Origin of the sequence: Streptomyces yatensis, from assembly GCF_018069625.1 — a bacterium.
Classification (GTDB): domain Bacteria; phylum Actinomycetota; class Actinomycetes; order Streptomycetales; family Streptomycetaceae; genus Streptomyces; species Streptomyces yatensis.
In genome coordinates, this window is sequence record NZ_CP072941.1 from 5,760,779 (window position 1) to 5,783,337 (window position 22,559).

The window sequence follows — 22,559 nt, forward strand, 5'->3', positions numbered from 1 at the left end:
GGCTGACCCCGGGGGCGGGGCACCCCGCCCTCCGCTCAGCCCGGCTCGGCCCGCGCCGCTCAGCCCGGCTCGGCCCGCGCCGCTCTGTCCCGCTCGGCCCGCCAAGGCGCGGCCGGGACGACGAGGGGGCTGCCGGTGACCGGGTCGGGAACGACCACCGAGTCCAGGCCGAAGACCTCGTGCACCAGCTCCGCCGTGACGATCTCCGCCGGGCGGCCGCGGGCCACGATCCGGCCCGCCTTCATCGCGATCAGATGATCGGCGTAGCGGGCGGCCTGGTTGAGGTCGTGCAGGACGGCGACGACCGTACGGCCGCGTTCGTGGTTGAGCTGGCGCACCAGGTCCAGCACCTCCACCTGGTGGGAGATGTCCAGATACGTCGTCGGCTCGTCCAGCAGCAGCAGATCGGTCTCCTGCGCGAGCGCCATCGCGATCCATACGCGCTGCCGCTGCCCGCCGGACAGCTCGTCCACCGGGCGGTCGGCGAGCGCCGTCACGTCCGTACGCTCCATGGCGTCCGTGACGGCTCGTTCGTCCTCCTCCGACCACTGCTGCCACCAGTGCTGATGCGGTTGGCGGCCACGGGAGACGAGATCGGCGACGGTGATCGCCTCGGGCGCGACCGGGGTCTGCGGAAGCAGCCCCACGGCCCGGGCGATCTTCTTGGTGGGGATACGGGCGAGGTCAGTGCCGTCGAGGAGTACCGCGCCCCCGCGCGGCCGCAGCAGCCGCCCGAGGGCGCGCAGCAGGGTGGACTTGCCACAGGCGTTGGGGCCGACGATGACCGTGACTTCGCCGTCGGGTATCGCCAGGTCCAGCCCGTCCACGACGGTCCGGTCCTCGTAGGCGAGGGTCAGCTCACGCGCGGTGAGCCGGTTCGGGGCGGCGGGTGCCACCGGACCCGGTCCCGTCGTACCCGTTGTGGACGCCGAAGCGGTCATGCGGCGGTGCCTCCCTTACGGCCGCGTCCCCCGGAAGACAGCAGCAGGTGGATCAGATACGGGGCGCCGACCGCGGCGGTCAGCACGCCCACCGGCAGTTCGGTCGGCGCGAACAGCTTGCGGGCCAGCAGATCGGCGGTGACGACGATGAACGCCCCGGCCAGGGCCGAACACAGCAGCGGGATCTGGGCGGTCCGGGTCATCCGGCGGGCGATCTGCGGGGCGAGCAGCGCCACGAAGTCCACCGGGCCGGCCGCGCCCGTCGCCGTCGACGCGAGCACGACGCCGAGGGAGACCAGGCCCAGCCGCACCCGGCCGAGCCGTACGCCCAGCGCCGTCGCCGTGTCGTCGTCCAGGGATACCGTGCGCTGCGCCCGCGCCGCCCACAGCACCCCGGGCAGCAGCACCAGCAGCGCCCAGCCGAGCGGACCGGCCTCGGCCCAGCCGCGTCCGTTGAGCGAACCGGTCATCCACACCTTCGCCTGCTGGGCCACGAGATAGTCGCCCTTGGTCAGGAAGAGATGGGTGATCGAGCGCAGGGCGACGGCGAAGCCGATGCCGATGAGCACGAAGCGGGTCGCCTGCAGCCCGCCGCGCCAGGCGAAGACGTAGACCAGCGCGGCGGCGGCGAGACCGCCCGCGACGGAGAGATAGGGCAGGACGGCGAAGGAGGTGACCCCGTAGGTCATCGCGCCCACGGTCACCGCGCTCGCGCCCTGGCTGACACCGATGATGTCCGGGCTCGCGAGGGGGTTGCGGGCCACCGTCTGGATCAGCGCGCCCGCGATGCCGAAGGCGGCGCCGACCATCAGACCGAGCGTCATCCGGGGAAGCCGCAGCGTGCCGACGACGAGATCGTTCGGGGTGGCCTGCCCGAGGCCCCACTGGGTGTGCAGGACGGCCTTCACGGCGTCGGCGGGGGCGATGAAGCTCTCGCCGACGCACAGATACGCCACACAGACGGCGACGGTGGCCAGGGCCAGCCCGAGCGCGACGAGGGCCGAGCGACGATGCAGCAGGAACGATCCGCCACGGCGGTCACGCAGGTCATGGCCGCTTCGTCCGCCGGGTCCGCCACGGCCGCGGCCCTTGACGCGGATGAGGCCGTATCCGGCGGGGCGGACACCCGCCCGGCCCCCCGGACGGCCGGTGCGGCTGTCGGTCGCGGTCATGCGGCCACCGTCTTCCGGCGGACCAGCGTGACCAGGAAGGGCACCCCGATCAGCGCGGTCATCACGCCCGCCGGCACCTCGCTGGGCGGGAAGAGGATCCGGCCCACCACATCCGAGACCAGCAGCATCACCGGGCCGATCAGGGCGGCCATCGGAAGGACCCAGCGGTGGTCGGTGCCGACGATCGCGCGGGCGATATGGGGGACCGCGAGGCCGACGAAGGCGAGCGGCCCCGCGGCGGCGACCCCGACCCCGGTGAGGATCGTGGCGCCGAGAGCGGCGACGACCCGTACGACCGCCACGTTCTGGCCGAGCCCCTTCGCGACGTCCTCGCCGAGCGCCAGCGCGTCCAGACCGCGTGCCACCGCGATCACCAACACCGTGCCGACCAGCAGGAACGGCCAGATCTGGCCGACGATCTCGGTGTCCCGCCCGGCGAGCGAGCCGATCTGCCAGAAGCGGAACTCGTCCAGGGCCGCCGCCTTCGTCGTCAGTACGCCCGTCGTCACGGACACCAGCAGCGCGTTGATCGCGGCGCCGGAGAGGGCGAGTTTGACCGGGGTCGCGCCGCCCCGCCCGCTGCTGGCGATGGCGTAGACGGCCACCGAGGCCAGCCCCGCGCCCGCGAAGGCGAACCAGACATAGCCGCCCAGCGTGTGCACCCCGGCGAAGGCGATCGCGAGCACCACGCCCACCGAGGCCCCCTGGCTGACGCCGAGGATGCCCGGGTCGGCGATCGGATTGCGGGTGACGCCCTGCATCACGGTGCCCGCCATGGCGAGTGCCGCGCCGACCATCAGCCCGATGACGGTGCGCGGCAGCCGCAGGGACCGCACGATGTCGGCGGCATCGCTCGAACCGCCGTGCAGCAGCGCGTCCAGCACCGCGCTCGGCGCGATCTGGCGGCTGCCCACGGCGAGGCTCAGCAGGGTGGCGAGCAGCAGGGCGACGACGGCGGTGGCCGTCCAGCCGAGGCGGCGGCGGACCAGTGAGGCTCTGGGAGGGCGGCTGCTGGTCCGGTCGGCGGTCATCGCGTCCGTTCGTTCTTCTCGCTCGTCGGCTACGAAGTTAGGCGAGGCTAAGTGTATGGGGTGGGTCGAGGCACAATGGCGGGCATGTCTTCGTACTCCGCTCCGTCCCCCGCCCCCACCACCGACCCGGGCCTCGCCGCGGAGGCCGGTTCCCACACGGTGACCGTCGGCTTCGACCTCGACATGACCCTCATCGACTCCCGGCCGGGCATCAAGGCGGCGTACGAGGCGCTGTCGGCCCGGACCGGCACCTACATCGACTCCGACCTCGCCATCACCCGGCTCGGCCCGCCGCTGGAGCAGGAGCTGGTGCAGTGGTTCCCCGACGAGCGCGTCGAGGAGATGGGCGAGCTCTACCGCGAGCTCTACCCGGAGTACGCGATCGCGCCGACCCCCGCCATGGCCGGGGCCCGTGAGGCGATCGAGGCCGTGCGGCGGGCCGGGGGCCGGGCCATCGTCGTCACCGCGAAGCACGAGCCCAACGCCAAGCTGCACCTGAGCCACCTGGGCATCGAGGCCGACGCGGTCATCGGCTGGCTGTGGGCCGAGGCCAAGGCGGAGGCGCTGCGGGAGTACGGCGCGACGGTGTACGTGGGGGACCACACGGGTGACGTCCGGGGCGCCCGTACGGCCGGTGCGCTGTCCGTGGCGGTCGCCACCGGGCCCTGCCCGGCGGATGAGCTGCTGGCGGCCGGCGCCGATGTCGTCCTGGACGATCTGACGGCGTTCCCGGCCTGGCTGGCGGGGCACATAGCGGGCCGATCGGCTCGGTGACCGGCTCGCGGACGCGGATCCCGGGGGTGAAGCGGATCCCGGGGGTGAAGCGGCTCCCGGGGTTGAAACAGACCCCGGGCTGATTCACCCGTTCGGCGGTACGGCCGTCCGTGGTGCCCGGGTGGCCGCGGCCTGCCGCCGCTGCGCCGCGATGGAGCGCAGCAGCCCGGCCCCGGCGAGGGCGAAGCCGACGCCCATCAGCATGCACATGAAGTACGCGACCGAGGGCAGCGGATCCGCGCCGAGGAAGAGCGGCGCGACGGTGACGAGCGTGGCCACCGCCCCGATGGCGAAGACGATGACGCCGGACCGGATGAGCCGGTCGCCGGGAAGGGGCGCCTCCCGGGGGGAGCGGGGGGAGCCGCCAGCGTGCGGGGTTTCATTACTCACCGCACCAGGGTAGATCCGTGCCAGAGCGCGCATAGGAACCACCCGGGTACGTCTTGTCACCAGGCTCGGGACCATTAGCCTTGGTGGTGGCGGGTCTTACGACCCGCTGTAGTGCTATCGAGAGCTGTTTTTCCGTGTTTTCCGACGAGCGACGAGGACGAGACAGACGTGCCTACCGGCAAGGTCAAGTGGTTCAACAGTGAGAAGGGCTTCGGCTTTCTCTCCCGCGATGACGGTGGCGACGTCTTCGTTCACTCGTCGGTGCTTCCGGAAGGCGTCGACGCATTGAAGCCGGGGCAGCGCGTGGAATTCGGCGTGGTGGCCGGAAATCGCGGGGACCAGGCATTGTCCGTCACCGTTCTCGACCCGACCCCTTCCGTGGCGGCCGCCCAGCGGCGCAAGCCGGATGAGCTGGCGTCGATCGTCCAGGATCTGACCACTCTGCTGGAAAACGTGACGCAGCAGCTGGAGCGCGGCCGCTACCCGGACAAGGCGCACGGCCACAAGATCGCGGGCATGTTGCGAGCGGTGGCCGACCAGCTGGACGTATGACCTGACCGCCGATCCGATCGGCCGGCCTGATCGGCCCCGCACATACGACATCCCGTCAGGCGGAATTCCCTCAGCCGCATTCCATGGGAGCGCCGGAATCCGCCGGAACGTCAGACCGCGTCCAGCGCGCCGGGGCCGAGGGGCGGCACCAGCCCCTCGGCCGCCGCGCGGGTCAGCAGCCCGCGCACCGCGGCGTAGCCGTTCTCGCCCAGGTCGGCGGTGAACTCGTTCACGTACAGCCCGATGTGCTGATCGGCGACGGCCGGGTCCATCTCCTGGGCGTGCTCCAGGACATACGTCCGCGACGCCTCCGGGTCGTCCCAGGCCATCCGCACCGACGACCGGGCGGCGTCGGCGAGTTCCCGCAGCCGCTCCTCGCCCAGTGACCGCTTGGCGATGATCGCGCCGAGCGGGATCGGCAGACCGGTGGTCTGCTCCCAGTGCTCGCCCATGTCAGCCAGGCAGTGCAGCCCGTAATTCTGATAGGTGAACCGGGCTTCGTGGATGACGAGCCCGGCGTCGACCTCGCCGTCCCGCACCGCGGGCATGATCGCGTGGAACGGCAGCACCTTGATCTCGCCGACCCCGCCCGGCACCTCGGCGGCGGCCCACAGCCGGAAGAGCAGATACGCGGTCGAACGCTCGCTCGGCACCGCGACCGTCTTCCCCGCCAGGTCCTTGCCGGTGAGCTGCTGCCCCTCGCCGGGCTGCCGCGTGAGCACCAGCGGACCGCAGCCGCGCCCGAGCGCGCCGCCGCAGGGCAGCAGCGCGTAGTCGTCCAGCACCCACGGCAGTACGGCGTAGGACACCTTCAGCACATCGAACTCACCGCGCTCCGCCATCCCGTTGGTGATGTCGATGTCGGCGAAGGTGACATCGAGCGCGGGCGCGCCGGGGACCTGGCCGTGGGCCCAGGCGTGGAAGACGAAGGTGTCGTTGGGGCACGGGGAGTAGGCGATCTTCAGGGGCTCAGTCACTGCCGGGTTCCTTCCGGGTCCAAGGTCCAGGTGCCGAGGAGGGGGGCGATGGTTTCGAAGGTGCTGGTGAGCGCCTCGAGCGCCGCCCCGATCCGCCAGGCGGCGCGGTCGCGCGGCCCGACGGCGTTGGAGATCGCCCGTACCTCCAGGGCGGGTACCGACTGGGCCGCGGCGGCCTCCGCCACGCCGAAGCCCTCCATGGCCTCGGCGGCGGCGTGCGGATGGCGGCGCAGCAGCTCCGCGGCCCGTTCGGCGCTCCCGGTCACGGTCGACACGGTGAGCACGGTGCCGCGCACGGCGTCCGTCGCCTCGGCGACGGCGGCGACGAGCGGGGCGGGCGGGAGGTGTTCGACGGTTCCGAAGCCCAGATCGGTGACGGCGGTGAAGCCGTCGGGGGTCTCGGCACCCAGGTCGGCGGCGACGATCGCGTCGGCGACGACGATGGAGCCGAGGCGCGCGGTGGCGGGCTGCTCGGTGGCGGGCTGCTCGGCGGCAGGCTGCTCGGCGGTGGGGAGCGCGGTCGGGTTGGGGCGCTCGGCGCCGTCGGGCCGCGCGGTGGCGTCGGGGAGCGCGGTCGGGTTGGGCCGCGCGGCGGCGTCGGGGAGCGCGGTGGTGAAGCCGCCGCCGATACCGGCCGATACGGCGAGGTCGTAGGGGGTACGGGCGACCGCGGCCGCGGTCAGGGCGGCGGCGGTGCCGGCCGCCGCGGCCGCCGGGCCGACCCCGGCTGCCAGGACGTCCACGGTGAGCGGCGGCCCGGCGGGCGGCACCGGGCTCAGCCGGTGGATCATCCCGCCGGGGACGGGGAGTTCGGCCACCTCGGGGGCCGTGCCGCCGACGCCCCGCACCACGGCGTCCCGCTCGGCGGGCACAGCCGTGACGATCAGTACGCGCATGGACGATTCCCCCTTGTCACGGCGTGGCTGGTGCTCCTGGTGCGTCGGGCTCTCCCGACGTGCCCAGTCTTCCCCGTGCGGCCGGGCCCCGTCAGCGCGGCGCTTCGTCCTGCGGAGCCCCGTACGTCAGGAATCCTGTCAGGAGTCCCGTTCCAGCGTGAAGCGCCAGATGCCCTTGACGCCCTGGCTGCTCTTGCCGAGCTCGGCGATCGTGATGGTGACCTTCTTCTCGAGCGTGGTCTGGCCCGTCTGCGGGTTCTGCTTGGCGAAGAGCGTGTCGCTGTCGAAGCTGCGGTACGTCTCCTTGCTCGCCTCGGCCATGACCGGGTTGTTGGCGATCAGGCCCCAGCTCGACTTGGCGATCTCGGGGTCCACCCCGATCCGCACCTTGTCCCCGGGGGTCACCTTGATCGTCTTTTCGGGCTTGGCCGACAGGCACGCCTTGAACTTCGCCGAGCTCAGGTCCTTGCCGTCGCCGTAGCAGCCGTCGCTCGCCTCGGCCGTCACGGTCTCCGAACCGACCGTCACCGTTGCCAGCGGGGTCGGCTTGTCGCATGCGGAGAGGGCGACGAGCCCGAGGGACACAGCACAGGCGGCGGTGGCGGCGCGGCGGCCCTTGCCCCTGGAAAACAGCGCAGCGGTCATGCGGGCAGGCTATCGGGCCGCCCTGATCACTTCGCGCGCGGGTCAGGCGAGCGGCGGAGGCGGGTCGCCTGACCCGCGCGAGCCGCGGAGGCGGGTCGGGTCGACCGCCGTGCGTGCAATTCAGGCCGGCCGCCGTGCAGGTGAATCCGGCCGGCCGCCGCTCATACGAGTCCGGCCGGCCGTCGCGCATGCGCGACAAGCCCCCTGTCGCCCACGCGCCTCAAGCTCCCTGTCGCCCACGCCGTGCCTCAAGCTCCCTGTCGCCCACGCGCGACAAGCCCCGTCGCCCACGCGCCTCAAGCCACCCGTGGATCCTCAAGCCACCCGTGGATACGGCGTCCCCTGCCGGGAGGCGCTCAGCAGCCCGCGGACGCTCAGCGCCACGCCCAGCGCGAGCACCGCCGCCGCGACCGCCATCCCCAGCACCCCGTGGAGCGGCAGCACGATGCCGATGGCGCCGCCGAGGACCCACGCCATCTGGAGCGTCGTCTCGGAGCGGGAGAACGCGGAGGTGCGAACCTCCTCGGGGACGTCGCGCTGGATCAGCGCGTCCAGCGACAGCTTGCCCAGCGCCTGGGAGATTCCGGCGGTGGCGGCCACGGCGGCCACCGTCACCGCGCCGTAGAAGGTCGCCGACACGATGATCACGGCCAGGGCCGAGCTCAGCACCACCGCGATGATCCGCTCCGGGCCGCGCGTCCGCAGCCAGGCGCCGATCGCGGTGCCCAGCGCGTTGCCGCCGCCCGCGCAGACGGCGGCCAGGCCGAGCGAGACCTCGGGGCCGAGCCCGCCCACGGGCTGGTCGCGGAGGAGGAAGGCCAGGAAGAGGGTGAGGAACCCGGACAGGGCCTTCAGCGCGGCGCACGCCTGAAGGGCGTGCAGTACGGAGGGGCCGACCGTACGGAGGCCGAGCCGCCCGGAACCGTTCCTCCGGATGGAGTCCCAAAAGAGGGCCCAGAAGGCTGTTCTGGACCCGCCGACCCTGGCCTTGGGTTTACGCACCGTCACCGGAAGATGCAGATGGCGCTGTCCGGAGGTCAGCTGCGCCCTGGCCTCACCCTTCGCGGAGTCCACCTTGTGCGGAAGGGTGAACGACAGGAATCCGCCCAGCAGGAAGATCACGGACGCCCCGTAGAGCGGCCAGCCCGGGCCGATCTGATGCAGCACGGCCCCCAGCGGGGCCGCCACGCCGGTCGCGAGCAGCCCGGCGAGGGTGACCCGTGAGTTGGCCTTGACCAGGGAGAAGTGGGGTGGGAGCAGCCGTGGCACGACGGCGGAACGGACGACTCCGTACGCCTTGGACGCCACCAGCACGCCCAGCGCCGCCGGATACAGCTCGAGCCCGCCGCCCACCACCGCGCCCGCCATCGTCAGCGCGAGCACCGCACGGGTCAGCATCGCGCCCGCCATGGCCGCGCGGCGGCCGTGCGGAAGGCGGTCCAGGAGCGGGCCGATGACGGGCGCGAGGAGCGCGAAGGGCGCCATGGTGATGACCAGGTAGAGCGCGACCCGCCCGCGGGCCTCGTCGGTCGGGACCGAGAAGAAGATCGTGGAGGCGAGCGCGACAGTGATCATCATGTCGCCCGCGGAGTTCACCGCGTGCAGCTCGATCAGCTTGCCCAGCCCCGACTCCCCGGCCCCATGGGCGTGGGTGGCCCGGCGGATGCCCCGCCCGGCCGCGGTGAAGGGGAGACGGAGCGCGAAGGGCAGACGGAGCGCATGGACGACCCAGCGGCCCGACCGCTTGGTCGAACCGCCGCTGTACCACCGCGTGCCTGCCACCTGACCATGGTGCAGCCAACGCGGCCCCGGCGTCAGACCTTCGACCGCTTTCCGGATGGCGGCGCCGTCGGCGGAGATCGGCAACACCGCGCTGTCCAGCGGAAATGTGGTTTCCCCGGGGTGGGCGGGCAGGGGGTGGACGGTGCGGCGGCCGGGGACGGGCATGGGACGGGGGTAGGGGCTGCGCGGCCGGACAAGGTAGCGTGCGTAACCGCGCCACCGAGGGTCGTTCCTGGCCGTGTGCCGAGTAGCCATCCCGCAGAATGGGACGTACAAGGTGCGCCCGAAGGCCGGATGGGCGCGGACGTCGACGCGGCCCCATGGTCCGCTCCGTCCGCGGTCCCGCGTTCCGGCCGTACGGCTGGCGCACCAGGTCAGACGGCTGCGACGGCGTGGAAGAGAGAATCGATCCTGTGAGTGCGATGCGAAGCCGTACCCCCGACCGCCTGTGCGCCGAGGCGGTCGAACTCGCCCGTGAGGCGGCCATGGAAGCCGCCTTTCCGGGGAAGGTCGGCGAGTATATGGGCGCTGTCGCCGAGGGCGACCGCGTGGTCACGCATCTCTTCGAGAGCCCCGAGCCGGGCTATCGCGGCTGGCGCTGGGCGGTCACCGTGACCCGCGCCTCCCGCGCGAAGACCGTCACCCTGGACGAGACGGTACTGCTCCCCGGCCCCGACGCGCTGCTCGCGCCGGAGTGGGTGCCCTGGAGCGAGCGGCTGCGCCCCGGCGACATGGGGCCGGGCGATCTGCTCCCCACCGAGGCCGAGGACCTGCGCCTGGAGCCGGGCTACTCGGGCGAGGACGCCCCGCCGCCCAACTCCGTGGTCTCGGAGGAGATGCAGCAGCTCGCGGCGGTGGAGGAGGCCGATGTGACGGCCGGCGCCCCCGGCTCCCAGACCGCCGCGCCCAAGACCGGCTCGATCGCGGCCATCGCCGAGGAGCTGGGCATGCGCCGCGCCCGGGTGCTGTCCCGCTACGGCCTCCACGTCGCGGCCGACCGCTGGGACGAGGCGTACGGCGCCCAGACCCCCATGGCCCAGGCGGCCCCCGGCACGTGCGCGACCTGCGGCTTCCTGATGCCCCTCGGCGGCTCGCTGGGACAGGCGTTCGGGGTGTGCGCGAATGAGTTCAGCCCGGCGGACGGCCGCGTCGTCTCCCTCTCGTACGGCTGCGGCGCCCACTCCGAGGCGGCCGTCATGCCCAAGCCCCCGCGCCCGTCCGCGCCGGTGGTCGACGAGACCGTCGTCGAACCGCTCCCCCTCCACCCGGACCGCGCGAGCGGCTCGGTCGAGGCGGACACCCCGCCGGAGGAACTGGGCCACAGCTGAGGCGGCCTGTGGCGGCCTGTGGCGCCCTGTGGCGGCCTGTGGCGCCCTGTGGGCCGTCGGCTGAGGCGGCCCGCGGGGCCTGTGGGCCGTCGGCTGAGGCGGCCTGCGGGGCGCCCTGGCGGGCGCCTGGGCGGGCGTGCCGTCGCCCATCGCTGAGACTCGCCTCAGGCCCGGCCGGGCGGTCCGCCCCGGCGGCCGCGCCGGTCGCCGCGATGGCGTCTGCGGACCCCCGCTGCCGCCGCCCCGTGGGGCGGCCGTGACGGCTGCTGTCCGGCCGCTGACCCGGTCGGGGCACGTGCTGCCGCGGCTGGTCGCTGCGTTGGCGGCCGAGAGCCCTCGCGGCTGCCCCGGATACGCGCCCCCCGGACTCGTCCGGCGACGCCTGGTCCCGCCCTGCCGGGAGCCCCACGCGCCTGGGCCGGGCGGCGCAGCACGAGGCGGTCTGTGAGGCGGGCCCCGTGAGGCGGGCCCCCGTGAGGCGGGCCCGTGCGACGCGCGTCCGGCGGGCGGCCCCGTGCGTCATGGCCCGGCCGTGCCCGGCTCGGTCCGCGCGTCCGGTCTGCCCGTGGCCGCCCGTCGTCGGGCCCAACAGCGAGTCCGGCCGCCTCGGTTTCTGCCCCCGCGGGGCGGTCTGCCGGTGGAGGCTCGGCCGAGTTGGGCGGAGGGGCTGGGCGGCCGGGGCCGGGCGCCCGGGGGCCGATGGGCTCGGGGCGCGGCGGGGAGGAGCTGGTGCTGAGGCGGGGAGGGCTCGGGGCTGAGGCGGGGAGGGCTCGGGGCTGAGGCGGGGAGGGCTCGGGGCTGAGGTGGGGAATCCGGTTGTCTGGAGCCCGAGGCGTCGTTTGGGCGCGGATAGCGGTACGTTCGCGGCTAGCAAGGGCGACACGCGAGGGAACGACGAGCGCGGTGGGGCGAGCCGCACCGCGGGGGACTCGGCGGTGTGGCGCCGCGGCGCAGGACGGACCCCGACCAGGAACTCCGGAGGCGAGACGTGAGCAGCACGGCGATGGTGCGAGGCGCGACCGAGGACGCGGACCCGTTCGGGACCGCGCGGCTGCGGCGCGGCGTGCTGGACGCCTGGGCCGCTTCGCCCGCCCGGTTCCGGGAGGACGCCAACGCCGAGGAGGACCTGGCGCTGGGCGGCCACCGCGACCGGCTGGTCGTCGAGATGGCCCAGAACGCGGCGGACGCCGCCGCCCGTGCCGGGGTGCCCGGACGGCTCCGGCTGACCCTGCGGCCGGCCACCGACGGCGAGCCCGCCGTGCTGGCCGCCGCCAACACCGGGGCGCCGCTGGACGCGGTCGGGGTCGAGTCGCTGTCCACCCTGCGGGCGTCGGCCAAGCGGGACGAGCCGGAGAGCGCGGTCGGGCGGTTCGGCGTCGGCTTCGCGGCGGTGCTCGCGGTGAGCGACGAGCCCGCGGTCGTGGGCCGCACCGGCGGGGTGCGCTGGTCGCTGGCCGAGGCGCGGGAGCTGACCCAGCACGCCGCCGCCACCAGCCCCGGCCTCGCCGAGGAGCTGCGCCGCCGCGACGGGCACGTGCCGCTGCTGCGGCTGCCGCTGCCCGCCGAGGGGATCGCCCCGGACGGCTACGACACCGTCGTGGTGCTGCCGCTGCGCGACGGTGCCGCTATGGACGTGGCCGAGCGGCTGCTGGCCGGGATCGACGACGCGCTGCTGCTCACCCTCCCCGGTCTGGCCGAGGTCGTGGTGGAGACCGTCGAGGGCACCCGGACGCTGCGCCGCCGCCAGGAGGGCCCGTACACCGTCATCGAGGACAGCCGTGAGGGCGGCGGCGAGGGCAGCCGTGAGGGCGGCGGCGCACGCGGTACGACGCGCTGGCGCACCGAGAGCGCCGGCGGGCGGCTGGAGCCGGAGCTGCTCGCCGACCGCCCGGTGGAGGAGCGGCTGCGCCCGGTGTGGTCGGTGACCTGGGCGGTTCCGGTGGACGCGGAGGGCGCGCCGGTACGGTCCGCGACCGCCCCGGTCGTCCACGCCCCGACCCCGACCGATGAGCCGCTGGGCATGCCGGCGCTGCTGATCGCGTCCTTCCCGCTGGAGCCCACCCGCCGCCACACCGCCCCCGGCCCGCTCACGGACTTCCTGCTGGACCGCGCGGCCGAGTCGTACGCGACGCTGCTGCGCGACTGGCATCCGGTCTCGGTCGGCACGATCGACCTGGTCCCGGGCCAGCTGGGCAAGGGCGAGCTGGACGGGGAGCTGCGCCGGAGGGTGCTGGAGCGGCTGCCGAGGGTGCCGTTCCTGCCCAGCGCCGCCGCACCGGCGGTGGGCGCGGGCGCCGAAGCCGTGGCGGGCTGGCTCGGGTCGCCGGACGCGCTCGGGCCGGACGCCGCCCAGGGCGGCCCCGCGGCGGGCGATGCGGCCGTGTCCGCGTCCGCCCCGCCGGTCGCCGCGGCCGACTCCCCGGCCGACTGGGACGACGACGTGCTGGCGCGCGGCGGTTTCGAGGGCGAGCCGCACGCGCTGCGGCCCCGGGACGCCGAGGTCGTCGAGGGCGCGGGCGCGGAGACGGTGGAGGTGCTGGCCGAGCTGTTCCCCACGCTGCTGCCCGCGGGTCTTGAGCGCCGTTCGGAGCTGCGGGTGCTGGGCGTGGCCCGGGTGCCGCTGGGCGAGCTCATCGACCGGCTCGCGGGTGTGGAGCGGGCCCCGGCCTGGTGGCGGCGGCTGTACGACTCGCTGGGCGGCATCGACCCGGACCGGCTCAGCGGGCTGCCGGTGCCGCTGGCGGACGGCCGGACGACGATCGGGCCCCGGCAGGTGCTGCTGCCGCTGCCGGGCGAGGCCGACGGCGACCTGGACAGCATCGGAACCGCCGAGTCCGCACCGTCCGCCGAGTCCGCCTGGGGCGCCGAGCCTGCCGAGCCCGCCGGGATGGCGGGGATGGCGGGGATGGCCGGAACCGCCGAGTCCGCCGGACTCGCCGGGACCACCGAGGCCCCCGAGCGCGGCGGCGCGGTCAGCGCCACGCATCGCACCCTCGCCCGCCTCGGCCTGAAAGTTGCACATCCGGACGCCGCCCATCCACTCCTGGAGAAGCTCGGCGCGACCCCCGCCACCCCCCGCGCCGTGCTGACGACCCCGCAGGTGCGGGCCGCCGTCGCGCATTCGCTGGAGGCGGAGGACGAGTACGACCCGTTCGCGGAGGAGGGCGAGGCCCTGGGCGCGGCGCTGGACGCCGACACGCTGGCCGACACCGTTCTCGGCCTGGTCCAGCAGGCCCGGCTGGCGCCCGGCGACGAGCCGTGGCTCGCCGCGCTCGCGCTGCCGGACGAGGACGGGGAGCTGGCCCCGGCCGGTGAACTGGTCCTTCCCGGCAGCGCCTTCGAGCAGGTGATGCGGGAAGGCGAACTGGCCGCGTGCGACGCCGAACTGGCCGAGCGCTGGGGCGAGCAGCCGCTGGCCGCGGTCGGTGTGCTGGCGGGCTTCACGCTGGTCAGGGCCACCGATGTGGTGCTGGACCCCGATGAACTGGAGCCGCGCGAGGGCGACTTCACCGAGCCCGACGACGTCGGCGTGCTGGACGCCGTCGACGTGTGGTGCGAGGACGTGCTGGACCGGCTGCCGCAGACGCCGGTGCCGCCGGTGGCCACCGAGATCGTGGCCGTACGGGACCTGGACCTGGTCGACGACGACGCCTGGCCGCGGGCGCTCGCCATGCTCGCCCAGCCGCCGCTGCGCGACGCGCTCACCGCGCCGGTGCGGGTGCTGCTGCCGGACGGCACGACGGAGACCGTGCGCTCGTACACCGCGTGGTGGCTGCGCGGCCATCCGGTGCTCGACGGCCGCCGCCCCGCCGGGCTGCGCGCGGCCGGGGGCGATCCGCTGCTGGCGGGGCTGTACGAGGCGGTGGACGCGGCCGGGTTCGAGGACGAGCAGGTGCTGCGGGCGCTGGGGGTACGGACCTCCGTCGCCGCGCTGCTGGACGAGCCGGGTGGCGCCGCCGAGCTGCTGGCCCGCCTCGCCGACCCGGACCGCGAGGTGACCCCCGCCCAGCTGCACGCCATCTACGGGCAGTTGGCCGACCTGGAACCCGAGCAGGTGACCCTGCCGGACGACGTACGCGCCATCGTGGACGGCGAACCGACGGTGGTCGAGGCGGGCGAGGCGCTGGTCGCGGACGCCCCGGACCTGATGCCGCTGGCCGAGGCGGACGGCCGGGCGCTGCTGCCCGTACGGCCCACCCGGGCGGCGGAGCTGGCCGAGCTGTTCCAGGTGCGGCGGCTGAGCGAGGCGTACCCGGCGCGGGTGACCTCACAGGGCGATCCGCACGAGGTGCCCGAGGCGGTCCGCGAACTCCTCCCGGGCGCCCCGCTGTCGTACGTCGAGCACGAAGAGCTGCTGATCGAGGGCGAGGACGAGCTGGACTGGCGGTACGTGGACGGCACCCTGCACGCCTCGACGGTCGAGGGTGTCGCGGCCGGTCTGGCGTGGGCCGCGGGCCACTGGTCGCGCCGGTTCGAGGTGGCGGCCCTGCTGGAGGATCTGACCCGTACGGAGGAGCTGGCGCGGGCCCGCTGGTTCGACTGACGGACGCCCGGGGGCTGTTTGGCTGACGGACGCCGGGGGCTGCCCGGGGGAGGAGCTTGCGCCCCGGGTCAGGTCCTGCCCGGGGCCGGGCTCGCGCCCGGGGCCACGTCTCGCGCCCCGGTCAGGGCCCCCGCGCCCCCGGTCAGGGCTTGCTCGTCCGCGTCAGGGCTTGCGCGCCACGCCCGCGTAGATCCACAGGTCCTTGGCCTCCGCCTCCGCCCTGGCCTGTTCGTTCTCGGGCTTCCAGCGGTGGGGCATCACCACGCCCGGGTCGACCAGCTCCAGCCCGTCGAAGAACGGAAGGACCTCCTCCTGGGTGCGGCCCTGCACATGGATGCCGCTGCTGCGGTAGAGGTTGGTCACCGCGTCCGAGACCCCGCCGCGGGGGTCGAGCCCACCGTGCGAGAGCACGAGGTAGCTGCCCGACACCAAGGGCTCGACCAGCTGTCGCACGATCTCGTACGGCTTCTGCTCGTTCGCGATGAAGTGCATGATCGCGTTGAGCGACAGGGCGATCGGCTGGGACAGATCGAGGGTGTCGGTCAGCTCCTCGGCGGCCAGGATGGCCTCCGGTTCGGTGACGTCCGCGTGGATGTAGGCGGTGCGGCCCTCGGGCGTGGAGAGCAACAGGGCCTGGGCGTAGGCCAGCACGATGGGGTCGTTGTCCGCGTAGACGATCCGGGAGTCGGGGGCTATCTCCTGGGCGACCTGGTGGAGGTTGGGCTCGGTCGGGATACCGGTGCCGATGTCCAGGAACTGCCGGATGCCCGCCTCGCGCGCGAGCCAGCGGGTCGCGCGGTGCATGAATGACCGGTTGGCACGGGTCCACGGCTTGACGTCGGGCCAGACGGCCTCGACCTGTTCGGCGGCGTGGGTGTCGACCGCGTAGTGGGTCTTACCGCCCAGGAAGTAGTCATACATGCGGGCCGAGTGCGGCTTGCTGGTGTCGATCTCATCGGCACGAAAGCGGTTACCGGTCATATCCCTCACATTACTGGTGAGTTGGCCGCCACAAGACGGTAGTTCCCGAACAAAGTGTGCGCCGTGAGGCTTCCGCAACATTGTGAACGGCCCGTGAAGATCGTACAGTTGTCGCATCCGGCTCCGCCCACGCGTCTTCGCGGCGGGGCCCTCATCTTTCTGTGTGCACCACAGACGGGTGAGCGGGTGCGTCGCGAGGAGGGGAGCGCGCCCGCGCACCAGGCCAGGGCGCCGGATCGCCGCCGGGAACGGCGACGGTCCGGCGCCGCGCCATCACGGGCGCGCGCCGCCGACGCGGGTGTGCCGCCGTCGCGGGTGCGCGCCGCCGTCACGGGCGCGCGCCGCCGACGCGGGTGTGCCGCCGTCGCAGGTGCGCGCCGTCGTCGCGGGTGCGTCTCTCCGTCGCGGGTGTGTGGTGTGTGCGCTCGGGGTGGGCGCGTCAGCCGTTCTGCGCGTCAGCCGTTCTGCGCGTCGCCGTTCCGCGAGCCGTTGATCGCCGCGTCCCGGGCCCGTACGTACCAGACGCCGAGCAGTCCGAGGGCGCCGCCGGCCAGGCAGGTCCACAGCCACCACAGATGTCCGTGCTCGTCGAACCAGCGGTAGAAGGGCAGCTGGACGAGGAAGAGGACGAACCACACGATCGTGCCGCCGGTGATCGTGGCCACGACATTGCCCTCGAGCGGCTCCGGCGCCTCGTGCTTGGGGGTCCACTTCGTCATGGCCACAGCTTAAGGGGGCCGGTCATGGGCCCGGTCGGGGCCGTACCGGGACCGGTTTGGCGATCTGGCCTTAATAGTTTCATACTGAATGCTTTCGGGTCTGGCTGGAATGTCTTGTTCGATCGTCCAAGAGACCCGCTGTTGATGTTCACGCAAGACTGAGGTCATCCATGTCCCCCTCGGCCCCCGCGCCGGTCGACGCCAGCGAACAGGCTCCGATTCCCCCTATGAACGGCATCGACAAGTTCTTCAAGATCCGTGAGCGTGGCTCCTCGGTCTCCCGGGAGATCCGTGGCGGCCTGGCCACCTTCTTTGCGATGGCCTACATCGTCGTGCTGAACCCGATCATCCTCGGGGCCGGTACGGACAAGTTCGGTCATCAGCTCAACAACGGCCAGCTGGTCACCGCCACCGCCCTGGTCGCGGGCCTGACCACGCTGCTCATGGGGATCATCGGCAACGTCCCCATCGCGCTCGCCGCGGGCCTGGGCATCAACGCCGTGGTCTCGCTGCAGCTCGCACCCAAGATGAGCTGGCCGGACGCGATGGGCATGGTGGTGCTCGCGGGTCTGGTGCTGATGATCCTCGTCGCCTCGGGGCTGCGGCAGCGGGTGATGGACGCGATCCCGGCCGGGCTGCGGCGGGCGATCGCGATCGGCATCGGGCTGTTCATCGCCCTGATCGGCCTGGTCGACTCCGGCTTCGTCACCCGTAACCCCGACTCCGCGCACACCACCGTCCCCCTGGGGCTCGGAGTGGCCGGGCGGCTGGACGGCTGGCCGGTGCTGGTGTTCGTGGTCGGTCTCGCGCTCACGTTCATCCTGATCGTCCGCAAGACGCGCGGTGCGATCCTCATCGGCATCGTGACCATGACCCTGGTCGCGATCGTGATCAACTCCCTGGCCCACATCCCGGACGCGAAGTGGGGGCTGACCATCCCGAAGGTGCCGGAGAAGGTGGTCGACACCCCGGACTTCGGCCTGGTCGGCCATGTCAGCCTCTTCGGCGGCTTCCATGAGGTCGGTCTGCTCACCGGCTGTCTCTTCGTCTTCACCGTGCTGCTCTCCGGCTTCTTCGACGCGATGGGCACGATCATCGGCGTCGGCGAGGAGGCCGGGCTGACCGATGAGCGCGGGCAGCTGCCGGGCATGGGCCGGATCCTGATGGTGGACGGCGTCGCGGTCGCGGGCGGTGGCTTCGGCTCGGCCTCGGCCAACACCTGCTTCGTCGAGTCCACGGCGGGCGTCGGGGAAGGGGCGCGCACGGGCCTCGCGAACGTGGTGACCGGCGGTCTCTTCCTGCTCGCGCTGGTCTTCACCCCGCTGGCCAAGGTGGTGCCCTCGCAGGCCGCGACCCCCGCGCTGGTGGTCGTCGGCTTCCTGATCATGGCGGCGAACGTCAAGGAGATCGACTGGAGCGATTTCACGGTCGCGATCCCGGCCTTCCTGACCATGATCTCGATGCCGTTCACCTACAGCATCACCAACGGGATCGGGCTGGGCGTGCTCTCGTTCCTGCTGCTGCGCATCGCCACCCGGCGGACCCGGGAGATCCCGTGGCTGCTGGGCGCGGTGGGGCTGTGCTTCCTGGTGTACTTCCTGCTCAACCCGATCGAGCAGGCGCTCGGCGTCTCCTGAGTCGCCTCACACGTCGCGTCATCCCCGCATGAGCGCCCAGAACCTCCGAGGGTTCTGGGCGCTCTCACGTCTCTCTGCGCGTTACTACCCGGAGTCAACTCACTCGTTCGGGTGAAATAGAAATAGGGAAGTCACCAGGGTTTTCATTAGGCGAGGTAATGAGTTATGCTAAAGACCATGCCGGATCTGTCCCGCTCCCAGCACAACGCGGAGGCGCCCCCCGATGACGCGGCCGCCGTGAGCGCCCTGCGGTCGGCAGTGATGCGCCTCTCGCGGCGGCTCAAGCACCAGCGGGTGGATGAGTCGCTCAGCCCGACCGAAATGGCGGTCCTGGGCACGCTGGCCCAGTGCGGCTCCGCCACCCCCGGTGAGCTGGCCCGCAAGGAGCATGTCCAGCCGCCGTCGATGACCCGCATCGTGGCGCTGCTGGAGGCCAAGGGACTGGTCAGGCTCGAGCCGCATCCCGAGGACCGGCGGCAGAAGGTCGTCTCGCCGACCGAGCGGGCCGAGGCCATGCTCGAGGAGAGCCGACGCAAGCGCAACGCCTGGCTGGCCGAGCTGGTCGGGGAGCTGACCGAGGACGAGTGGGAGGTGCTGCGCGCCGCCGCGCCCGTGCTGGAGAAGCTTGCGCATTTGTAAGAACAACCGAGGCAGCCAGGAGGCGAACACACTTGAGTACGGGACCCGGAGCAGACTCCGCACCCGCACCGAAGCACCCCACACACCCCGCGCCCGACCCCGCCTCCCCCGTCACCACGGGACGCACCCGGGGCGGGACCTTCCGTTCGCTGAAGGTCCGTAACTACCGGCTGTTCGCCACCGGTGCCATGATCTCCAACACCGGCACCTGGATGTCGCGGATCGCCCAGGACTGGCTGGTCCTCAGCATCACCGGCTCCTCCACCGCCGTCGGTATCACCACCGCGCTGCAGTTCCTGCCCATGCTGCTCTTCGGGCTGTACGGCGGGGTGCTCGCGGACCGATGTCCCCGACGGCGGCTGCTGCTGTTCACCCAGACCGCGCTGGGGCTGTGCGGGCTCGCCCTCGCCGCCCTCACCCTCAGCGGCCATGTGCAGGTCTGGCATGTCTATCTGATCGCGTTCCTGCTCGGCATGGTCACCGTCGTCGACAACCCGACCCGCCAGGTCTTCGTCAACGAGATGGTCGGACCCAAGGACCTGCGGAACGCGGTGAGCCTCAACTCCGCGAACTTCCAGTCCGCCCGGCTGGTCGGCCCGGCGGTCGCCGGTGTGCTGATCACCGCCGTGGGCAGCGGCTGGGCCTTCCTGATCAACGGACTCTCCTTCGCCGCCCCGATCATCGGGCTGCTGCTGATGCGCACCAGCGAGCTGCACAAGGTCGAGCGGGCGCCGCGCGGCAAGGGGCAGCTGCGGGAAGGGCTGCGCTATGTCGCCGGGAACCCCGATCTGATCTGGCCGATCGTGCTCGTCGGCTTCATCGGCACCTTCGGCTTCAACTTCCCGATCTGGCTGAGCGCCTTCGCCGACGATGTCTTCCACGCCGGACCCGGTACGTACGGCCTGCTCAACACGCTGATCGCGATCGGCTCGGTGACCGGTGCGCTGCTGGCCGCCCGGCGCGTGGTGGCCCGGCGGCGGCTGCTGGTCGGGGCCGCGCTGATGTTCGGCGTGCTGGAGATGGTCGCGGCGGCGACCCCGTACTTCTGGCTCTTCGCGGCGCTCATGGTGCCGATCGGGATCTTCAGCCTGACGTTCAACGTGACCGCGAACTCCAGCGTCCAGCTCGCGACCGATCCCGCGATGCGGGGCCGGGTGATGAGCCTGTTCATGATGGTCTTCGTCGGCGGTACGCCGATCGGCGGCCCGCTGGTGGGCTGGCTGACCGACACCTGCGGTGCGCGCATCGGCTTCGCCGCGGGCGGTCTGATCTCGGCCGCCGCCGCGGGCACGGTGGGGCTGCTCCTGGTCCGGGCCGGCGGTCTGCGGGTGAAGCTGGACCTCCGGCGCGGCCACCCGCGTGTGGTCTTCGTCCCCCGCACACCGGAGGAGAAGCCACTGGCGGCCACGGCCTGAGCCACGCCGTTGGGCTCGCCGGGGCTCCGCCCCGGACCCCGCTCCTCGAACTCCCCCAGCTACCGCTGGGAGGTGCCCCCTGGAGGGGCTGAGTTCCCAACCCTCCGTGCGGGAGACTGGGCGGATGAGACTCTTCGCCGCCGTCCTGCCGCCGGACGCGGCCGTCGCCGAGCTGGCCGCGCGGGTCAAGACGCTCCAGACGCTGCCGGGGGCGGACGGACTGCGCTGGACCGAGCGGGAGGGCTGGCACTTCACGCTCGCCTTCTACGGTGAGGTGGCCGAGGAGGTGCTGCCCGAGCTGCACACCCGGCTGGCCCGCGCCGCCCATCGGCACCACGCCCATGAGCTGCGGCTGGCGGGCGGGGGCCGGTTCGACGACCGGGTGGTGTGGGTGGGCGTCGACGGCGACAGCGAGGCCCTGCGGCGGCTGGCCGACTCCGCCGAGGCGGGGGGCCGACGGGTCGGGGTCCCCATGGACCGGCACCGTCCGTACCACCCGCATCTGACCATCGCCCGTGCCCGGTCCTCCCGCCACCGCTCCGCCACCAGCCTGGGGCCGTACGTGGACGGGCTCACCGACTTCGCGGGCCGGGAGTGGACCGTGGGCGAGCTCTGCCTGGTGCGCAGCCATCCACCGGCCCCGGGCGTCCCCGGGCGGCAGCCGCGCTACGAGGTGGTGGCGGCCTGGCCGCTGGGGCACTGAGCGGCGGTCCGGCTGATGAGCGGCTGAGCGGTCCGGCTAATCTCGAGCCTGTGGATCCCAAGACCAGAAACATGATCATGAGCGGCGCGCTGGTGCTGATTCTCGTCGTCGTCGCCGCCGCGGCCGCGCTGGGCGGCTGACGCCGCCGTAGGAGGCAACAGGCAGGGGCGTGGGCCGCGCACGGCCCACGCCCCTCAGCGCCTTCGCCTACCGCCTCAGCGGCAGCTGCTGCCCCAGCGCCTACCGCCTCTGCGGCTGCTGCCCCAGCGCCTACCGCCTCTGCGGCTGCTGCCCCAGCGCCTACCGCCTCTGCGGCTGCCGCCCCAGCGGCAACCGCCCAGCGGCGGCTCGGTTACCAGGCGAACGCCTCCGGCGACGGCCCCGGACCCGGGAAGATCTCGTCCAGCTCCGTCAGCACTTCCTCGCTCAGCTTCAGCTCCGCGGCGCGCACCGCCGACGCCAGCTGCTCGGCCGTGCGCGGGCCCACGATCGGGCCGGTCACCCCGGGCCGGGTGAGCAGCCAGGCCAGTGCCGCCTCGCCGGGCTCGATGCCGTGCTTGGCCAGCAGGTCCTCGTACCGCTGGACCTGATCGCGCACCGCCGTGTTCTTCAGCGCGTCGGCGCTGCGCCCGGAGGTGCTGCGCGCACCGCCGCCCTCGCGCTCCTTGCGCAGCGCGCCGCCGAGCAGTCCGCCGTGCAGCGGCGACCACGGGATGATGCCCACGCCGTAGCCCTGCGCGGCCGGGATGACCTCCATCTCGGCGCGGCGCTCGGCCAGGTTGTACAGGCACTGCTCGCTGACCAGCCCGAACGAGCCACGGCGGGCCGCGGTCTCATTGGCCTGGGCGATGTGCCAGCCGGCGTGGTTGGAGGAACCCGCGTAGATGATCTTTCCCTGCTGGACGAGGACGTCGATCGCCTGCCAGATCTCGTCCCACGGGGTGGAGCGGTCCACGTGGTGGAACTGGTAGAGGTCGATGTAGTCCGTGCCGAGCCGCTTGAGGCTGGCGTCCACGGCCCGGCGGATGTTGACGGCCGAGAGCTTGTCGGTATTGGGCCACGGCTCACCCTCGGCGGCCATGTTTCCGTACACCTTGGTCGCGAGGACGGTCTTCTCGCGCCGCCCGCCGCCCTTGGCGAACCAGCTCCCGATGATTTCCTCGGTGCGGCCCTTGTTCTCGCCCCAGCCGTACACATTGGCGGTGTCGAAGAAGTTGATGCCCGCGTCGAGCGCGGCATCCATGATCGAGTGGCTGTCGGCTTCCTCGGTCTGCGGACCGAAGTTCATGGTGCCGAGGACGATCCGGCTGACCTTGAGACCTGTGCGTCCGAGCTGCGTGTACTCCATGGGATCAGCCAAGCCGTTGGAGTGCGCTCTAATCAAGGGGGGCGGGCCGGGGCGTCGAATGACCCGGCCACTGCCGACGGCCCTGA

General features: G+C 73.0%; 19 protein-coding genes. 8 read left to right on the forward strand and 11 right to left on the reverse strand.

Features of this window, described 5'->3' with window-relative positions; translation table 11 throughout:
- Positions 1–59: 59 nt before the first annotated feature.
- The 3 genes from J8403_RS24275 to J8403_RS24285 are packed head-to-tail and all read right to left on the reverse strand — an operon-like array spanning position 60 to position 3,144.
- The gene (locus J8403_RS24275; protein ID WP_246585963.1) at positions 60–941 is read right to left on the reverse strand and encodes an ABC transporter ATP-binding protein; all 882 of its coding nucleotides are present in this window, start codon (positions 939–941) and stop codon (positions 60–62) included.
- Positions 938–2,113, reverse strand: coding sequence for a FecCD family ABC transporter permease (locus tag J8403_RS24280; protein WP_211125000.1), 1,176 nt, complete (start codon positions 2,111–2,113; stop codon positions 938–940). Before J8403_RS24280 ends, J8403_RS24275 begins: the two co-directional genes overlap by 4 nt.
- Positions 2,110–3,144, reverse strand: coding sequence for a FecCD family ABC transporter permease (locus tag J8403_RS24285; protein WP_211125001.1), 1,035 nt, complete (start codon positions 3,142–3,144; stop codon positions 2,110–2,112). The genes J8403_RS24280 and J8403_RS24285 overlap by 4 nt, the downstream gene beginning before the upstream one ends.
- A 75-nt stretch (positions 3,145–3,219) precedes the next feature.
- Between J8403_RS24285 and J8403_RS24290 the strand changes: the two genes are divergently transcribed.
- A complete protein-coding gene (locus J8403_RS24290) occupies positions 3,220–3,918 on the forward strand; it encodes an HAD family hydrolase (protein ID WP_211125002.1) in 699 nt (232 codons plus the stop codon).
- 84 nt (positions 3,919–4,002) lie between these two features.
- Here the strand turns inward: J8403_RS24290 and J8403_RS24295 are convergent, their stop codons facing one another.
- Positions 4,003–4,308, reverse strand: a complete 306-nt coding sequence (locus tag J8403_RS24295) for a hypothetical protein (protein ID WP_211125003.1) — start codon at positions 4,306–4,308, stop codon at positions 4,003–4,005.
- Between the two features lie 168 nt (positions 4,309–4,476).
- Between J8403_RS24295 and J8403_RS44385 the strand changes: the two genes are divergently transcribed.
- Positions 4,477–4,860 carry a cold-shock protein gene (locus J8403_RS44385; protein ID WP_014061494.1) on the forward strand — a complete coding sequence of 128 codons (384 nt, stop codon included), beginning with the start codon at positions 4,477–4,479 and terminating at the stop codon, positions 4,858–4,860.
- Positions 4,861–4,970: 110 nt separating this feature from the next.
- Here the strand turns inward: J8403_RS44385 and J8403_RS24305 are convergent, their stop codons facing one another.
- The 4 genes from J8403_RS24305 to J8403_RS24320 form a co-directional block, all read right to left on the reverse strand.
- The gene (locus tag J8403_RS24305; RefSeq protein WP_211125004.1) at positions 4,971–5,837 is read right to left on the reverse strand and encodes a 1,4-dihydroxy-6-naphtoate synthase; all 867 of its coding nucleotides are present in this window, start codon (positions 5,835–5,837) and stop codon (positions 4,971–4,973) included.
- Positions 5,834–6,733 (reverse strand): futalosine hydrolase, encoded by a 900-nt coding sequence (mqnB, locus tag J8403_RS24310; protein ID WP_211125005.1) that lies wholly within the window; start codon positions 6,731–6,733, stop codon positions 5,834–5,836. Before mqnB ends, J8403_RS24305 begins: the two co-directional genes overlap by 4 nt.
- A 138-nt stretch (positions 6,734–6,871) precedes the next feature.
- A complete protein-coding gene (locus J8403_RS24315; RefSeq protein ID WP_211125006.1) occupies positions 6,872–7,378 on the reverse strand; it encodes a hypothetical protein in 507 nt (168 codons plus the stop codon).
- 315 nt (positions 7,379–7,693) lie between these two features.
- Positions 7,694–9,160: an MFS transporter gene (locus J8403_RS24320; protein ID WP_425519901.1), complete on the reverse strand. Its 1,467-nt coding sequence runs from the start codon at positions 9,158–9,160 to the stop codon at positions 7,694–7,696.
- Positions 9,161–9,582: 422 nt separating this feature from the next.
- Here J8403_RS24320 and J8403_RS24325 point away from each other — a divergent pair, with 422 nt between their 5' ends.
- Positions 9,583–10,488: a DUF3027 domain-containing protein gene (locus J8403_RS24325; protein WP_211128403.1), complete on the forward strand. Its 906-nt coding sequence runs from the start codon at positions 9,583–9,585 to the stop codon at positions 10,486–10,488.
- A gap of 1,003 nt (positions 10,489–11,491) precedes the next feature.
- Positions 11,492–15,031 (forward strand): sacsin N-terminal ATP-binding-like domain-containing protein, encoded by a 3,540-nt coding sequence (locus J8403_RS24330; RefSeq protein ID WP_246586371.1) that lies wholly within the window; start codon positions 11,492–11,494, stop codon positions 15,029–15,031.
- Between the two features lie 162 nt (positions 15,032–15,193).
- On the opposite strand, the gene J8403_RS24335 is transcribed toward J8403_RS24330, so the two are convergent.
- Positions 15,194–16,012, reverse strand: coding sequence for an SAM-dependent methyltransferase (locus J8403_RS24335; RefSeq protein WP_211125009.1), 819 nt, complete (start codon positions 16,010–16,012; stop codon positions 15,194–15,196).
- A gap of 455 nt (positions 16,013–16,467) precedes the next feature.
- Positions 16,468–16,731, reverse strand: a complete 264-nt coding sequence (locus tag J8403_RS24340; RefSeq protein ID WP_059142700.1) for a DUF2530 domain-containing protein — start codon at positions 16,729–16,731, stop codon at positions 16,468–16,470.
- Between the two features lie 170 nt (positions 16,732–16,901).
- Between J8403_RS24340 and J8403_RS24345 the strand changes: the two genes are divergently transcribed.
- From J8403_RS24345 to thpR, 4 genes are all read left to right on the forward strand, one after another.
- The gene (locus J8403_RS24345; protein WP_211125010.1) at positions 16,902–18,368 is read left to right on the forward strand and encodes an NCS2 family permease; all 1,467 of its coding nucleotides are present in this window, start codon (positions 16,902–16,904) and stop codon (positions 18,366–18,368) included.
- 177 nt (positions 18,369–18,545) lie between these two features.
- Positions 18,546–19,007 (forward strand): MarR family winged helix-turn-helix transcriptional regulator, encoded by a 462-nt coding sequence (locus J8403_RS24350; RefSeq protein ID WP_246585964.1) that lies wholly within the window; start codon positions 18,546–18,548, stop codon positions 19,005–19,007.
- Positions 19,008–19,039: 32 nt separating this feature from the next.
- Entirely contained in the window at positions 19,040–20,422 is a 1,383-nt protein-coding gene (locus J8403_RS24355) for an MFS transporter (RefSeq protein WP_211125012.1), read from the forward strand.
- A gap of 124 nt (positions 20,423–20,546) precedes the next feature.
- Positions 20,547–21,125 carry an RNA 2',3'-cyclic phosphodiesterase gene (thpR, locus tag J8403_RS24360; protein ID WP_211125013.1) on the forward strand — a complete coding sequence of 193 codons (579 nt, stop codon included), beginning with the start codon at positions 20,547–20,549 and terminating at the stop codon, positions 21,123–21,125.
- A gap of 352 nt (positions 21,126–21,477) precedes the next feature.
- Here thpR and J8403_RS24365 read toward each other — a convergent pair whose 3' ends face one another.
- Complete coding sequence (locus J8403_RS24365; RefSeq protein WP_211125014.1) at positions 21,478–22,473, reverse strand: aldo/keto reductase; 996 nt, start codon at positions 22,471–22,473, stop codon at positions 21,478–21,480.
- Positions 22,474–22,559: the final 86 nt, after the last annotated feature.

Coding starts and splice junctions, on each gene's coding strand:
- J8403_RS24275 (WP_246585963.1), bottom strand. CDS start 941: ATGACCGCTTCGGCGTCCACAACGGGTACGACGGGACCGGGTCCGGTG.
- J8403_RS24280 (WP_211125000.1), bottom strand. CDS start 2,113: ATGACCGCGACCGACAGCCGCACCGGCCGTCCGGGGGGCCGGGCGGGT.
- J8403_RS24285 (WP_211125001.1), bottom strand. CDS start 3,144: ATGACCGCCGACCGGACCAGCAGCCGCCCTCCCAGAGCCTCACTGGTC.
- J8403_RS24290 (WP_211125002.1), top strand. CDS start 3,220: ATGGCGGGCATGTCTTCGTACTCCGCTCCGTCCCCCGCCCCCACCACC.
- mqnB (WP_211125005.1), bottom strand. CDS start 6,733: ATGCGCGTACTGATCGTCACGGCTGTGCCCGCCGAGCGGGACGCCGTG.
- J8403_RS24315 (WP_211125006.1), bottom strand. CDS start 7,378: ATGACCGCTGCGCTGTTTTCCAGGGGCAAGGGCCGCCGCGCCGCCACC.
- J8403_RS24325 (WP_211128403.1), top strand. CDS start 9,583: ATGCGAAGCCGTACCCCCGACCGCCTGTGCGCCGAGGCGGTCGAACTC.
- J8403_RS24330 (WP_246586371.1), top strand. CDS start 11,492: ATGGTGCGAGGCGCGACCGAGGACGCGGACCCGTTCGGGACCGCGCGG.
- J8403_RS24335 (WP_211125009.1), bottom strand. CDS start 16,012: ATGACCGGTAACCGCTTTCGTGCCGATGAGATCGACACCAGCAAGCCG.
- J8403_RS24340 (WP_059142700.1), bottom strand. CDS start 16,731: ATGACGAAGTGGACCCCCAAGCACGAGGCGCCGGAGCCGCTCGAGGGC.
- J8403_RS24345 (WP_211125010.1), top strand. CDS start 16,902: ATGTCCCCCTCGGCCCCCGCGCCGGTCGACGCCAGCGAACAGGCTCCG.
- J8403_RS24350 (WP_246585964.1), top strand. CDS start 18,546: ATGCCGGATCTGTCCCGCTCCCAGCACAACGCGGAGGCGCCCCCCGAT.
- thpR (WP_211125013.1), top strand. CDS start 20,547: ATGAGACTCTTCGCCGCCGTCCTGCCGCCGGACGCGGCCGTCGCCGAG.
- J8403_RS24365 (WP_211125014.1), bottom strand. CDS start 22,473: ATGGAGTACACGCAGCTCGGACGCACAGGTCTCAAGGTCAGCCGGATC.